Here is a 14866-nt window from a genome sequence, read left to right as displayed (position 1 = left end):
GCTCGGCCCTCCGCGGGTCAGAGCGAGCCGAGGAACGCCAGCAGGGCCTGCCGGTCCTCGAGGACGAGCCGCGTGTAGCGCTCCTGCGCGGGCGCGGCCTCTCCGCCATGCCACAGCACTGCCTCCTCGAGGTTCCGGGCCCGCCCGTCGTGCAGGAAGCGCGTGTGGCCGCTCACCGTCGCCGTCAGGCCGATTCCCCACAGGGGCGGGGTTCGCCACTCCTGGCCGGTGGCGAGCCCGTCCGGACGTCCATCCGCCAGCGCCTCGCCCATGTCGTGCAGCAGCAGGTCCGAGTACGGGAAGATGCGCTGGCGCGACAGCTCCGGGAAGCCCGCGACCTCCTCTGTCTCCATCGGCCGGTCCACATGGCAGGACGCGCAGCCGATGGCGCGGAACACCGCCTTGCCACGCAGCACGCCGGGCGCGTCCCAGTCCCGCCGCTTCGGCACCGCCAGCAGCCGCGTGTAGAAGACGAGCCGCTCCAGGTCGTAGTCCTTCACGTCGGGCGTGGCGGCGGCGGGGACGCCCTCGGGCTCCTGGGCGCGAGGGTACAGCTCGTTCGTCAGCCCCATGTCCGCGACCAGCGCGTGCGTCACCTGTTGCAACAGGGTGGGCTGGTTGGCCTTCCATCCGAAGCGGCCCATCCGGGTGCGGCGCTCCTTCACGTCCTCCACCTGGTTGGGGCGTCCGGAGATGCCGTCGCCATCCCGGTCCTCCGGGTCCGCCAGCGCCAGCAGTGTCTCTTCGGGAATGGCCTCCAGCAGTCCGAGGCCGAAGTTGGCCGGCGACACGCGAGGCGAGAAGGGCGTGCCGTCCTCCAGCGGTCCACGCGTGAGGTCCTTGAAGAGGTAGACGGGGCGCAGCAGGGAGTAGGGCTCGCCCGTGGCGAACGTGCCGGTGAGCTCCTCATGGCCCACCTCGACGCTGCCCTCACCGCGGGCCTGGCCGAGGTGGTGGAGGTCCAACTGCTCGCCGTACACGGGATGGGGTCCGGGGCCGGTGGGAGAGCCGAGCTGGAAGGCCAGCGACACCAGGGGCTCGGAGGGCGAGAGGGGAGGGCGCCCGCGCCCGTCCTTCACGTGGCACCCCATGCAGGAGTTGGAGCTGAAGAGGGGGCCCAGTCCGGGGCCATGGCCGGGGTCGCTCCAGTCGCGGTCGAAGACGCGCTTGCCCAGGTGGAACTCCGGCCAGCGCGCGCGGTCCATGTTCGGCGGCGAGCGACCGAAGGCATTGCGCCCCGCCTCCGTCACGGTGGCGGCGCCACCCGGCAGCTCCTCGCCCGGCTCCAGCGCGAGGGCCAACTGTCCCAGCACCAGGGGCGGGGGCAGGGGACGACGCCCCGCCTGCGCCCACACGGCGGTGAGCACCAGCGCTCCAAGAGGGATGCCCAACAGGTACAGCCGCCGGCTCATCGAGGTGCCTCCGGGAACGCGGGAAACGACACGCCGGGCGGGATGCACGACTCCCGCCCGGCGTGGGGCCCGTGCGCGGGGCACGGGCGGGACGACTACTTCGCCGCCGGCTTGAAGGACTCGCTCAGGATGTTCATCCCCTGCGCGGTCGCCTTCACGTCGATGCCCGTGAAGCCGTTGTACGGGTAGTGCCCGTCCTCGATCTCCTCGATGAACTCCACGGAGTCACCGGTGAGCACCTTGCCGTCATCCAGCGCCACCGAGAAGGTGGTGCCGTTGGTGCGCAGGCGCCAGCCGCACGCGCCCACGTTGGCCGGAGCGGTGGGCTGCTCGCCGTTCTTCCCCCAGATGATGTCCAGCTCGAAGAAGTCGGCGTACGCCATCAGGAAGCGGATGAAGTCCCGCCAGTTGGTGAAGATGATCATCCGGTTGGCGGTGTTGGTGGACGTGCCCTGGAGCACGCCCTCGCGGTAGACGTTCATCCGGTAGTTGGAGCCGCCCGGCGCGCCGCTGAACGTCGGGGTGATGAACGCGCTGTTCGCCTCACGGCCCGGCGTCACGCGCAGCGTGCTGACCACCTGGTCGCCCGAGCGCGCGTCCAGCTGCAGCACGCCCGAGGTGCTGCCGAACTTGATTTCCGTCGCCTGCGTCCAGCTGGCCGCCCGAGCGAAGCTGCTGGCGACACCGTCCGTCTTCACGCTGCGCAGACCGGTGACGGCCAGGCCCTGCTCCGTCGACGCCAGCTGCGCGTTACCCAGCGCGCAGCTGTTGATGCCGTCGAACCGCTGCGTGCACTTCGACTCCGCGCCGGCTTCCTGCGTGGCCACATCGCCGTCCGCCGCCGTGGGCTCTTCGCCCTGACAACCCGACATGACGCTCAGGAGCGCCGCTGCGAACAAACGGCCCATCATCTTCAGCTGCATGGAATTACCTACCTCTTCAATAGGGGGAGGATCTGCACCGCCAGGAGAGTGCTGCATCCGGTGCCGGCCCAGCCCGAATGCTCCATGTGGCGGCGAGCCATCCCCTTGCACCCCGCAGGCCAGCGCTCACCGGCATGTTTCACCTCCTCTGTATCAGTGAGGAATTGAGCCTCCAGGGCGTCGTGGCTGTAGCGTGTGTTGTTACAGCCTCGCGTTGAATGTATCGCGCCCTGCTACACGCCATTCGCCGAGCGTGACATTGACCCGTTCCATGCGTGTGGTGCGCGCAGACGCTGTCTGGGTATGGGGGCGATTCCGATTCCAAGAATCATTGTCAAAATGTTGGAAACCGCGAATCTGGACAGGTTGCGTCATCCTGTTTAGCGAGTCCTTCCTGTCAGGTCATTTATACGAGCGAAGCAGGAGTAACTCTGCTTTTACGCTGAGACTGGAAGGTGCGCCCTGGGTCGAGGCCGCCTGGACAGGAATAATGCGGAACCGGTATAAAACCATTCGTCAGACTGGTGACACTGGTGATTCCGCCAACCTCATACAAGTCATGACGCTCTGAGAAGGGGGCATTCCCTATGGCTCGTTCGTCGTTGTCCCGCGGTGTGCGTCTTTTCAATCGCGGCCTTTTCTCGTCGGCTCTGGCGGTATCGTTGTCGGCATGTGAGCCGGCGGCTCAGGTCGAGCCTCTCAATCCCACTCCCGCGGAGACGGAGGAGCTGGGGGTGGACCCGAAGGCGCTGCTGGACAGCATGGCGGTGTTCTCGCTGCGTCCATTGGCCCATGAGCCGGTGCCGCAGCCGGTGGGCAGCCGCATCATCAACAAGGCCGCCGCCATCCGTCTGGGCAAGGTCTTCTTCTGGGATATCCAGACGAGCGGCGACGGCCAGACGGCCTGTGCGAGCTGCCATTTCGCCGGTGGCGCGGATGACCGTCGCATCAATACCGTGCACCCCGGCTTCGACAACGTCTTCGACAGCATCGCGGGTCCCGGCGAGACGTTCACGCTCGCGAAGATCACCAGCGATGACCGCATCGGCTCGCAGGGCCCGCTGCGCGCGCTGTTCCTGAATCTGGATCCGGACCCCACCGTCGCCGCGGACTCCTGTCTGGTGCTGCCCGCCGAGCCGTTCAACGAGCACCGGCTGGTGGGCCCGCGTCACAGCCCGTCCGTCCTCGGCTCGGGCTTCTACCGCAACCAGTTCTGGGGCGGCGAAGCCAACGCGACCTTCAACGGGGTGAACATCTGGGGCTTCACCGAAAACAACACCCAGGGCTTCCTCCTGCGCATCGAGAACGCGTCGCTCGCGTCCCAGGCCACCGGCCCCGTGACGAACTTCTCCGAGCAGTCGTGCTCTGGTCGCCAGCTGCTCGGTCCGGGCAGCCTGGGCGCCAAGCTGGCCGTGCGCCAGCCGCTGCGGCACCAGCGCGTCTCCACCTCCGACAGCGTGCTGGGCACGCTGGCCAACCCCACGGGCCCGGGCCTCATCTGCAACGGCGCGCCGTGCACCTATGACCAGCTCATCCGCGAGGCCTTCGGCGACGCGCTGGCCAACATCTCCGTCAACGTCTTCTCGCTCATCTGGGGCGAGGCGCTCCAGGCCTACCAGGCCACGCTCATCCCGGACCAGACGCCCTTCGACAGCTTCCTGTCGGGCAACCTGAACGCGCTCACCCCCAAGCAGCTCAAGGGCCTCAACGTCTTCGTGGGCAAGGGCGAGTGCATCAACTGCCACACCGGCGCCATGCTGTCCGACGCGACGATGAGCTGGTACGAAATCGCCGGTCCCCTCAACCGCGACGGCGGCGACACGGGCTTCCACAACATCGGCGTGCGTCCCACGGACGACGACCTGGCTCGCGGTGACCTGGGCATCTTCGGCGGCGAGCCCAACTCCGTCAGCCTGTCTCCGTTCGACATGGGCGCGTTCAAGACGCCCACCCTGCGCAACGTCGGCCTGACGGCGCCGTACTTCCACAACGGCGGCTACCCCACGCTCGACGACGTGGTCGACTTCTATGCCCGCGGCGGTGACTTCAACAACCCGGAGAAGTCGCTCGACATCAAGCCGCGCACCTTCAGCGCGAGCGACCGCTCCGCGCTGGTGGACTTCCTCTCCAACGCGCTGACCGACTGCCGCGTGTACACGTACCGCGCGCCGTTCGACCACCCGGAGCTGCCGTTCCCGAACCGCGAGACGCTGCCCGTCACCGGCCGCGGCGGTCGGGGCGCCTGCCGCTAGGCTCGGTTTCGCTTGCGATGAGAGTGAGCCACCCAGGGGGGCTTCAGGCCCCTGGGTGGCTTTGCCCTTTTTGCGCGGGATGTCAGGGCCAGCGCGAGAATGGGTGGAGTCTCGGCTCCCGGGGCTTGCTTGATGCTCCGGGGACCTCGTGGAAGAGTTCCTGACCTTCGCGTCAGGTCTGAACAACAGGTTTCTCCCAGGAGTTGTCGCATGAGTCAGGAAGCCGTGCCCATCGACCCGCATGAGACGCTGTATCTGCCCATGCGGCGCCGCTTCATGAGTGAGTACGTCCAGACACCCGAGGGCACGAACGAGCTGCGCATCTATTACGGGCTCAAGGAGATCTCCATCGAGGAGGCGGACCTGCACTCCTTCGGGGAGAACCTGCTCAAGCAAGACCAGTTCATGGCGGCGATGGCCACGCGCTGGAGCAACGGCGAACCCTATGCCTGGGAGCGCGTGAAGGAGCTGCTCGAGCAGCTGCTCGCGGAGAACATCCTGTCGCGCGAGGCGCCGAAGCTTTCGCCGGAGACGGACTACCACAAGATGGTGATGGCGTCGGAGGCGCGGCGGCCCGCGCCCTCGGAGCCCATGTGGTGGAACCCCGACACGGAAGGGGTGCTGCAGCAGCTGGTGGGCCGGCCGATGGAGTTCGGCTTCCTGGAGGCGATGCTGCCCGTGCACCGCGCGGCGCACGCGGCGCTGGATGCCGAGGGGCGGCACATCGGCGAGAACAACGTCTTCCCGGACTCCATGCGCATGCGGATGGAGACCGAGTGGCGGATGTGTCCGTACCCGGGCAGCCGCTTCAAGGACGACGCGCTGATGAACGTGACGGCGCTGAAGTCCATGTCCAAACACTGGAAGCCCACGCTCCAGGCGCTGCTCATCCTGCGCGAGGCGTTCCTGAAGCGCTATCCGCTGCTGGCGGATGGGCAGTGGCGCCTCGGTGACCTGCATGCCTTCAGCTGCGCGGTGCTGGCGGTGCCGTCGCTGATGCTCCTGCGCGGCAAGGACCCCATCCCCAACGGGACGTTGGACCCGGTGCTGTCGTCGGTGTTCCGCGTCACCGACGGCGTGCGCATGGTGAGCATCTACCTGATGTTCCTGCCCGAGCAGCCCATGCCGTACGAGACGCCCATCAACCCGGCGTCGCTGCTGCACCTGACGGAGCGCGACAACCACTTCCTGTCCACCCGTGGCGTGTGCGCGGGCCCTCCACACATGGTCGACGAGTTCTTCGCGACGATGCTGGATGGCAAGCCCATGGCGGGTGAGCCCCTGCCGGAGCCGACGTGGCTCGCGGAGATTCCCGCCGCCATCGACTACGGCCTGCGCGGCCTGCAGCTCTACTCGCTCCAGTTCACCCTGTGGGCCCACATGTGCCACACCTACGAGCGCATTCGTGACGCGGTGCTGCAGGCCGAAGGGCCGGCGGACAGCGGCTGGGGCCGGCTGCGTCAACGCATCGAGAAGGACTGGAAGGTCATCCTGCCAACCCGACAGAACACGTCGGTCCAGCGCGAGTGGGCCAAGGCCCGCTACGTGGAGATGTATGACCGCGCGCAGCGCGGCCTGCGCGGCTTCAGCGAGGAGAAGCTCCAGAACATCAGCGACGTCTTCTCCCCGCCGAAGGACGCCGTGCACGCCCAGGCGGCGGAGGAGCTGCGCAAGCTGTTCCGCGAGCGTGCCCCCGTGCCCGAGGGCGCGCGCCCCGAGCTCATCGACGCGGTGGCCGAGGCGCTGGCCGACTACCTCACCATCGAACGCTCCGCGCTGGGCACGCTGGAGACCGTGCAGCGCGAGGTGAACGCGCTGCTGCAACGCCAGCACCCGGACCGGCCCTTCACCAACCTGGACCTGTCCATCCACCACCGGCTGCGGTTCGCCACCATCGGCGTGCTGCCCTACCTGCTGGATGTCTTCCGCGAAGAGCTGGGCGTGGGCATCGAAAGCCACGTGGCGGACGTCAAAATCACGCCGGGGGCGCCCTCCGCCGCTGCTGCTTGAATTGACGCAATGTTTCACTCCCAGGCCTGGCTGCATCAGCCTGTGTTTCAGGCCTGGGAAGCTTGACTGACCTGTTTCACCGACTTATATCGGTGAGCGCCAATTACGGCGGTTTTCATGACTGTCGTGGATGGTGTCGCTGTCCCGAAAACCAGGAGCGAGCACATGCAGATCAAGACCAAGGTTCGTGGCGGTCCCCGTGGCTGTGGTGGCACCGTCGTCGTCAAGGCTGTCTGAGTCGTGCCGTAGTCTGAAGTCGGAACCTCTGACCAGGAGCAAGACCATGCAGATCAAGACCAAGGTTCGTGGCGGTCCCCGTGCGTGCGGCGGCGTCATCACCGTCTGAGTCGTGCCTGTCGTCTGCAGTCGGAACCTCTCACCCAGGAGCTCACCATGCAGATCAAGACCAAGGTTCGTGGCGGTCCCCGCGCCTGTGGCGGCGTCATTGCGGTCTGAGTCGTGTTGTCGCTGAAGCGGTAGCAGTCGCGGCGACGACGTGCCGGAGTCACGGCACGCGTTTGACTCACGTTTGATGGCTTGTCCTTCGGTCGTCGGCAGGCGGAGCTTCCGCCTGCTGGCGACCGTTGTTGTTTTTCAGGGTGCGGCCTTCCCGTCACGGGTGGGCGATGACGATGAGCGTGGGCGCGCGAGCGTTGACGCAGTTCATCACCTTGCGCATCGTCACCGGGTCCAGCGCGCCGAACGCCTCGTCCAACACGACGACCTGAACGCGCTGAAGCAGGGCGCGCGCGACGAAGATGCGGCTCTGCTCGCCGTGGGAGAGCTGCCAGCCGCGCTCGCCCACCATCTGCAGGATTCCCGCGGGCATGCGCTGCAGCAGGTCGCCCAGCCCCAGCTCCTCGCACAGCTCCCGCGCCAGCTTCATGTCGTCCTGCGTGTGCGGCCAGGCGCGGCCCAGCAGCAGGTTCATGGCCAGCGTGCCGGAGACGACGTGATTCTCATGGAACTGGGGTGCGCCGGCGATCTGCGCGCCCCAGCCGTCCGACGTCCACGTCGACATGTCCAGGCCGCGCAGCAGCACCACGCCGGAGCCCTGGCGCCGCAGGCCCGTGAGGATGGAGGCGAGGGTGGACTTGCCCGAGCCGGAAGGCCCTTCCAGGAGCACGCGCTCACCGGGGCGGATGGACAGCGAAGCCCCCTCCAGCACCGCGCGCGGCGAGGCCGGGTGCTTGAAGTACACGTCGCGCACCTCGAGCAGCGCCTGGTTCCTGGACGGCGCCTCGCTGGAGGTGAGCGGCGCCACCTGGGGCACGCCATCTTCATCCTCCTTCGTCGCGCCCACGGCGCGGGCGAGCCGGGCCGCTTCCAGCATGGGGCGCACGCCGTCGAACAGCACGCGCGAGCCGATGAGCGCCAGCGCGCCCACCGTCATGGACGTCACCGCGCGGGCACCCAGCAGCGCCGCGCCCACGCCCACCGCGATGGTCGCCGTGGAGCTTCCCGCCAGCACGCCCGGGAGCGTGGCGATGATGGCCACCGGAAGGATGCCCCGGCGCGCGAGCGTCATGATGCGCGCGGTGCCCGCGTCCCAGCGCTCGGCGGCGTCCGAGTAGCGCGCCAGCTCCTGGTCCTCCTCCTCGTGCCAGCGCGACGGCTGCTCCTGCGCCAGCCGGGTGCGGTGGCCGAGCATCCGCTCGATGAGCGCGTGCGTCATCACCACGCGCGCCTCCGTCCAGCCCCGGAAGAGCACGGCCTGCCGGGCGACGAGCACCCCCAGCACCGCGCAGCAGGCCGCCAACGCCCCCAGCCCGAGCCAGCCCGCCGGACCCGACAGCGTCACGCTGGCCGCCAGCGTCAGGTCCACCACCGCGAGCATGCTGGTGAAGCTGCCCGCGAGCACCATCTGCTCCATGCCCGCGCTTTCGAACGTCCGCCCCACGTACTCGCCAATGCCTCCGCGGCGCGCCTCGTCCACGGGCAGCGAGAGCGCTCCCGCCAGCAGCCGTCGGCGCAGCAGCGCGGAGAGGTCCAGCGCCAGCGTGCCTTGCGTCCACGCCAGCGCGGCCTGCAGCGGCACCGCAGTCAAGCCCATCAGCGCCCAGGCCCAGAGCCAGCCCTGGTCCAGCTGGCCCTCGAAGGCGCCCCGGCCAATCAGCCACCAGGCCGCGAGCACGCAGACCTGGATGAGCACCGCCAGCAGCAGCACCAGCATCAGCCGGGGGGCCGCAGACAGCGCCTTCAGGTGGTGGATGAGCCGGGCGCCGGGGGGCAGGCGCAGGGTGCGCGCGGCGACCAGGTGGGTGTTGGCCAACTGCGCGCCCATCAGCGCGCGGCGAGCCAGGGTTCGTTGCGGCTCGCGCAGCGCGGTCCCCGCGAGCACCCGGTCCACGGTGTCCACCTGCTGGAACTCGACGAGCGCCTGCACGGCTGCGGTCAGCTCGGACACGGGCACGTCGCGGACCGTCTCGTCGGGGGCGAGCACGCGCGCCGTCCTCCCGGACGGGGACACGCGCAGGAGCGCGACGACCTGCACGCCTCCGTCACCGACGACGTCCAGCAGGGCAGGGGCGGCGCGCTGGATGGCCTTCTCCACCTCGCCGTGGCGCGTGTAGAGCAGGTCCAGCTCCAGCCCCTGGGACTGGGCCACCGCGTCCAGCCACTCGCCCAGCCGGTTCGGGTCTTCCGGCAATCCACCCACCACCCGTCCGGAGGTGCGCGGCAGCGGCAGCCCCGCCCGGAGCGCCAGCGCCTCCAGCGCCTCCGCGGCCCGCCTCGGCTGCCACGCCAGGCCCGAAAGCGGCCCGGCCGCCCTCGGCTTCAGCTCGTTCGCCAGGGTCGTCACGCCGCCCCCTCCCGCATCGGCTTCGTGTCTTCCGCGGGGTGCTCGCTGAGCAGCCCGTGGTCCAGCACCATCCGCCGCCAGCCCCCGTGGCCCGTCAGGTCACGGCGCATCTGCTCCTCCTCGTCGAGCAGCGCGCGGTACACGGAGTCCTCGCGCTGGGCGAGCCGCTTCGGGTTGTCGTCCTCCACCAGCTGGCCGCCCTTGATGACGAGGACGCGGTCGAACGTCAGCGTCTCCGCGATGTCATGCATGATGCACAGCAGCGTGGCGCCGGAGAGCTCGGCGCGTGAGCGCTCCAGCAGCGCCGCGCGCCTGTCCCGCTCCAGTCCCCGGAACGGCTCGTCGAAGATGGCCAGCCGCACCCCGGGACGCAGCAGCGCCCGCCCCAGGCGCACTCGCTGCCCCTGACCGCCGGACAGCAGGCTGCCTCCCTCGCCCAGCCGCGTCTGCAGGCCGAGGGGGAGCTTGTCGAGGAACTCGATGAGGTCCGCCGAGCGCAGCGCCTGCCCCACGCGCGGCAACACGTCCGTCGCCTCCACGCCGTAGGCCAGGTTGTCGACGAGGGACTTGTTCCACAGCGTCACCTCCGGCTCCACCCAGGCCGTCTGCCGCCTCAGCCGGGCGAGCACCTGTCCCGCCAGCGGCGCGCCATCCACCTCCACGCTCCCGGACGACGGCCGGTGCCAGCCCAGCAGGATGCCCACGAGCGAGGACTTGCCGGCGCCCGAGGGGCCGACGATGGCCACGTGCTCTCCGGGGCGCACCGCCATGTCGATGCCCTGCAGCACGGTGAAGCCCGCGGCCTTGACCTCCACCTGCTTGAGCGTGAAGCCCACGCCACCCGTCTCGGCCCGGGCGTCCACGTCGTCGGCCGTCTCCAGCCCCGCGCCCACCTCGTCGGGCGTGAGGAGCGGCTCCATCATCCGCGCGGTGAGCGACGAGGCGGCCGGGTACTGGCGCAGCGCGTCCGCCAGCTGCTTGCCCAGGGTGGCCAGGGCGAGCGCCCAGTAGACGAGCAGCAGCACGGCGCCAGGCTGAATCCCCTGGGACACGGCATGCAGGACGATGGCCACCGAGCCGCCCGTGGCGACCATGGTGGCGAGCGTGTCGGTGAGGATGCCGCGGCTGAGCAGCGTGCGCGCGGCGCGGACGAACTCGTGCAGCGGCTCCTCATGGGCACGCCGCAGCGTCAGCTCCGCGCGGTGGGCCCGCAGCGCCACCGCCCCGCGCATGGCGTCCAGGTAGAAGCGCGACAGCACGCCGTCGAAGTCGCGCATCCGCCGGTCCGCCTCCAGCAGCGAGCGCTGGGCGAGCAGGGGGACGGCGAGCGCCAGTCCTCCGCCGATGATGATGAGCGGGGCGCTGCCAGGGGCCAGCCACGTCAGGCCGGCCAGCGTGACGAGCATCTCCGCGGAGGCGCGCAGCACGCCCACCGCCATGGTCGGCACGGAGCGCACCTGGTGGATGCCGTGGCAGCGCTGCGCCATGTCGGAGACCAGCCGGCTCTTGAAGTAGCGGTCTCCCAGGCGGGGTATCTTGTCGAGGAACGCCAGTCGCAGGCGCAGCTCCAGCCGCCGGCCCAGCCGCAGGGTCCCCAGCGACAGGGGGAACTCCAGCGAGAAGATCATGCCCATCAGCGCCAGCAGCGTCACGATGCCCGCCAGTCGCTGCTCCTGGGTGGTGAGGTAGCGCCCCGCGTCGATGATGCCGCGCAGGAGCAGGGCCTCCAGGAAGCCGCCCACCGCGGCCGTCAGGGCGATGGCCGCGAGGACCGAGGGCGCCAGCACGCCGTCCCGGCGCATCAGCGCCACCAGCTCCCGCAGGGGCCGGGTGGGAGGCTCCTTCAGGGCCGCCAGGAGCTCCGCGGACAGCGGCGGCTCTCCCTCGGCGCGCTCCGTGCGCAGCCCCCGGGCCAGGATGGCCACCACGCCGCGCAGCGTGACTTCCTCCGCGTCGGGAGGGCCCACCGCCGTCCAGTAGGAGGCGGGGATGACCTGCTCGGCCCGCCCCTCCGCGAGCGCGGCGCGCACCTCGCGCAGCAGCTGCTCCAGGAAGCGCTCGGAGGACTCGCCCCGCTCGACGCCGCCCCCGTCCACCAGCGTCTGCACCAGCCGCGCCGCCGCGTCCAGGCAGGCCACGCTCTTCCACGTCTCGTCCGCGAGCGCCTCCGCGAGCAGCCGCTCCGCGAGCGGCTTGTCGGCCAGCGCGCCCAGCCGCAGGCGCATGCCCGCGAGGAACTCCTCCGTGCTGGCCCACGCGCGGAAGCCCTCGGCGGGGACGGGCAGGGCGTGGACGTAGAGCCGCTCCATCAGCTCCGTCACGGACACCCAGCGCCGTCCCAGCGCGGGGTCCATGATCTGCACCATGTTGCCCCACCGCCGCCAGATGACGATGAAGTGCAGGTTGCTGTCCGCCAGGCGCACCACCGCGAGCGCGGGCAGCGCCTTCGTCTCCGGCATGAGCACCTGGTCCAGGGGCAGGACGACCTGGACGGCGTCCATGCCCAGCTTGCCGGCCAGCTCCTCCAGCACGTCGATGGACGTCCCGTCGATGTCCGTCTGGCAGGCCTCGCGCAGACGGCCGTAGCTGACGGGGAGGTTGAAGCCGTCGAAGAGGGCCTTGAGGGCCGCCGGACCGCAGTCCATGGCGGACGTCTGGATGACTTCGGGAATGAGCAGTCGTCGTGTGCCCGCCATGACTCAGCCCCCTCCCCGCGACATCTCCAGCTCCCGGGGCGTGCGCGGCGGCAGCGGCCGTGCCCGCGCGGGCGCCTCCATGCCCCGTCCCAGCGCCCGCAGCACCAGCCGAAGGGGCGTGGCCTCCTCCACGGCGATGTCCACGGTGCCCGGCAGGCCATGCTCCAGGGGAATGCCCACCGGCATCTCGTCCACGGACAGCTCCGCGCGCACCATCCCGTCGCGGGCCTCGCTCGCCACCGCGACCACCGTGGCCTGCACCATGCCGAACTCCGTCCAGGAGAAGCCCTCCAGCTTCATCCGGGCCCGCTGTCCGGCGCGCACGCGGCCCAGGGCCGTGGCGGGGGACAGCTGCGCGACGATGCGCACGTCACCGCCCGCGACGACGGTGGCGATGCGGTCTCCGGCTCGCACCTGCGCGCCCACTCGCACCGAACTCGTCTCCCCGAGGATGCCGTCCGCGGGCGCCTTCACCACCCGGCGCTCCAACTCGTCGCGCAGCCGCTCCACGGAGGCGCGCGCCACGTTCTCCCCGGACTCGAGCTCCGCGATTTCCCGCCGCAGCGCCGCGACGCGGATGCGCCGCTCGGTGGTCTGCATGGTGCCGTCCATCTTCACGCGCGCGAGCCCCGCGCGAGAGGCCTGCTCCACCGCCTGCGCCCGCTCCAGCTCCGTGCGCACCCGGTTCCACTCCGACTCGCTCACCAGCTGCCGCGTCCAGAGCTGCTCGGTGCTCGTCTTCTCCTCCAGTGCCCGGCGGGCCAGCGCCTCGGCCTCGGCGAGCCGGGCGCGGGCCTCGTCCACGCCCGCCGCGCCGCGCTCCTGCTGGGCCACCAGCGCGCTCTGCTCCGCGTCCAGCTCCGCGCGCGCCGCCACCAGCTGCGGCCCCACGCCCTGCAGCAGGGCCTCCGCCTCCGCGAGCAGCCGCGCCTCCTGCTCATGCGCCAGCTCGAAGAGCACCTCGCCCGCGGTCACCTGACGGTGCAGCTCCACCCGCGTCTTCACCAGCCGCCCCTCCACCGGGGCGTCGACGGCGTAGACCTCCCGGTGGACCTCCAGCCGCGCCTGCACGCTGGGCTCGTACACGGTGATGCGCGCCCGGACGAACCAGCCGCCCCACACGGCGAACAGCCCCACCGGCAACAACCAGAGCGCCGAGCGCCCTCGTCCCCGCACCAGCGCGCGCATGGTGCGCGGGAACATTCCTTCACCAACTCGCATGGATGAAGCCTACCTCATCGCCGTTGTCCGACCGACTCCCCGCATTCTCGCCCAATGGACTGACGCCGCACCGGCACCGTGGACTCGGGGGACTGGCTCCGGGGGCGCGGGATGCGGTGTCTTCACGCCGCGCATGCGCTGCCTGTCCGGCTCGGGGGCCAGGGCCGTGACCGCACGGGCATCCCCCAGTCAAGGGTTGTCCAAGCGAATCCTATTTATTGGAGCGGGCTCGCTTGTGCGTGAAAACATGTTTTAAAGGTATTGCGACGCATGGCGCGATGCGGTCTCCACGTAGATGGAACCGTGAGCAGGGCTTCGCGCGTCTCACGGCGCGGCGCGCGCCAGCATGGATGCGAGAGGCAGACCTGGTGGATTTCAGGACCCTGGGTCATTCTCGCGTTTTGGTAAATTGGGCGAAATATCCAAGTCTGCGGATTTAAAAGGGATGACGGGTTTTTCTGTTGAAGGCTTGACTCCCATTTTCCATCGATTTTTAATGATTCTACTCAGGGTGTGTATGGGCTCGCCCCTCGCCACCCGGAACTTCGCTGTCCTCCATCAGGGAGTAGACATCATGAAGATCAAGACCAAGGTTCGTGGCGGCCCCCGGAGCTGCGGCGCCAATGGCACTGACCACTGGTTGCGTACGACGCGCTGACGCAGGCCCCGTGGTCTTCACCTGGGCTGTATTTGCCCGGATGTGGCTCGGATTCGTCAGCGGGAAGCGCATCGTCCGCCGGCGATTTCCACTGCAGCGCCACGCGTCATGTATTTTCGTGTTTCGCGAAGTTTGAGATTGGTTGTAGCGCCAGAAGTTACAATGACTTTCTCCGCAATCTTTACGGCATGGCTTGACTGACCGATTACGCCCGTCTTTAATGATTCCAGTTCCGGCGCGAATCTGGTGTCTCGAAGCGAAGGCAATGGCGAGCGAGGCACGGCGTAGGTTCCAGGTGGTCTGGGAATAGCGAGACGGGCGGCAGGTTGAGGGGATGGTCGAGCCCGCGAGCGCGACGAGAATCAGGTGGCGGCGTTTAGACAGCGAGTGTCTCAACGGCTCGGATGTCAGAGGGGTGTGCTTGATTGTTCTGCTCGCTGGAAGGAGCAAGCACATGCAGATCAAGACCAAGGTTCGTGGCGGTCCCCGTGGTTGTGGTGGCGGCACGGTCGTTCTCCCGACTCGTCCCGGCACCCAGATTCCGTAGTTGTCTCTGCCTTTCCCACTCTCCAGGTTGTCTGGAGCAACGCAGTACTCTCACCAGGAGCACATCATGCAGATCAAGACCAAGGTTCGTGGCGGTCCCCGTGGTTGCGGCGGTTCCCTGCCCGTGGTGACCGGCACGGTTCGTACGCAGATCCCGTAGTCGTCGCTGGCGGTCGCCAGACGATTCCGGCTGTACCTTCCTCAAGATCTCTCACCAGGAGCACACATCATGCAGATCAAGACCAAGGTTCGTGGCGGTCCTCGTGGTTGCGGCGGTGGCGGTCAGATCCCCGTGCTGAGCACCGACGTGCTGGCGTAGTCGTTCACTCCACCCGTTTCACTCGG

Annotated in this window: 7 protein-coding genes; 2 read left to right on the top strand and 5 right to left on the bottom strand. The window is 69.2% G+C overall.

The window, feature by feature from the left end:
- Positions 1–17: 17 nt before the first annotated feature.
- Positions 18–1412 carry a di-heme oxidoredictase family protein gene (locus tag HUA76_RS34905; protein ID WP_174463273.1) on the bottom strand — a complete coding sequence of 465 codons (1395 nt, stop codon included), beginning with the start codon at positions 1410–1412 and terminating at the stop codon, positions 18–20.
- 95 nt (positions 1413–1507) lie between these two features.
- Positions 1508–2335, bottom strand: a complete 828-nt coding sequence (locus HUA76_RS34900) for a hypothetical protein (protein WP_174459243.1) — start codon at positions 2333–2335, stop codon at positions 1508–1510.
- A gap of 734 nt (positions 2336–3069) precedes the next feature.
- On the opposite strand from HUA76_RS34900, the gene HUA76_RS34895 reads away from it, so the two are divergent.
- Together HUA76_RS34895 and HUA76_RS34890 are read left to right on the top strand one after the other, a co-directional pair.
- Positions 3070–4587, top strand: a complete 1518-nt coding sequence (locus tag HUA76_RS34895; RefSeq protein WP_174463272.1) for a cytochrome c peroxidase — start codon at positions 3070–3072, stop codon at positions 4585–4587.
- A gap of 210 nt (positions 4588–4797) precedes the next feature.
- Positions 4798–6597, top strand: a complete 1800-nt coding sequence (locus HUA76_RS34890; RefSeq protein WP_174463271.1) for a hypothetical protein — start codon at positions 4798–4800, stop codon at positions 6595–6597.
- A 613-nt stretch (positions 6598–7210) separates the two neighbouring features.
- Here HUA76_RS34890 and HUA76_RS34885 read toward each other — a convergent pair.
- The 3 genes from HUA76_RS34885 to HUA76_RS34875 are packed head-to-tail and all read right to left on the bottom strand — an operon-like array spanning position 7211 to position 13299.
- Positions 7211–9400: an ABC transporter ATP-binding protein gene (locus HUA76_RS34885; protein WP_174463270.1), complete on the bottom strand. Its 2190-nt coding sequence runs from the start codon at positions 9398–9400 to the stop codon at positions 7211–7213.
- Complete coding sequence (locus HUA76_RS34880; RefSeq protein WP_174459239.1) at positions 9397–12096, bottom strand: ATP-binding cassette domain-containing protein; 2700 nt, start codon at positions 12094–12096, stop codon at positions 9397–9399. The genes HUA76_RS34885 and HUA76_RS34880 overlap by 4 nt, the downstream gene beginning before the upstream one ends.
- Positions 12097–12099: 3 nt before the next feature.
- Entirely contained in the window at positions 12100–13299 is a 1200-nt protein-coding gene (locus HUA76_RS34875) for an HlyD family secretion protein (protein ID WP_141645227.1), read from the bottom strand.
- Positions 13300–14866 lie beyond the last annotated feature (1567 nt).

Source organism: Myxococcus sp. CA056, assembly GCF_013336715.1.
Classification (GTDB): Bacteria; Myxococcota; Myxococcia; order Myxococcales; family Myxococcaceae; genus Myxococcus; species Myxococcus llanfairpwllgwyngyllgogerychwyrndrobwllllantysiliogogogochensis.
Note: the sequence above shows the minus strand (reverse complement) of the source record. Positions and strands in the feature narration are given on the sequence as shown.

Bases quoted from the DNA above. Each gene is read 5' to 3' on its own strand.
- HUA76_RS34875 (WP_141645227.1), bottom strand. From the start codon at position 13,299: ATGTTCCCGCGCACCATGCGCGCGCTGGTGCGGGGACGAGGGCGCTCG.
- HUA76_RS34880 (WP_174459239.1), bottom strand. From the start codon at position 12,096: ATGGCGGGCACACGACGACTGCTCATTCCCGAAGTCATCCAGACGTCC.
- HUA76_RS34905 (WP_174463273.1), bottom strand. From the start codon at position 1,412: ATGAGCCGGCGGCTGTACCTGTTGGGCATCCCTCTTGGAGCGCTGGTG.
- HUA76_RS34900 (WP_174459243.1), bottom strand. From the start codon at position 2,335: ATGCAGCTGAAGATGATGGGCCGTTTGTTCGCAGCGGCGCTCCTGAGC.
- HUA76_RS34890 (WP_174463271.1), top strand. From the start codon at position 4,798: ATGAGTCAGGAAGCCGTGCCCATCGACCCGCATGAGACGCTGTATCTG.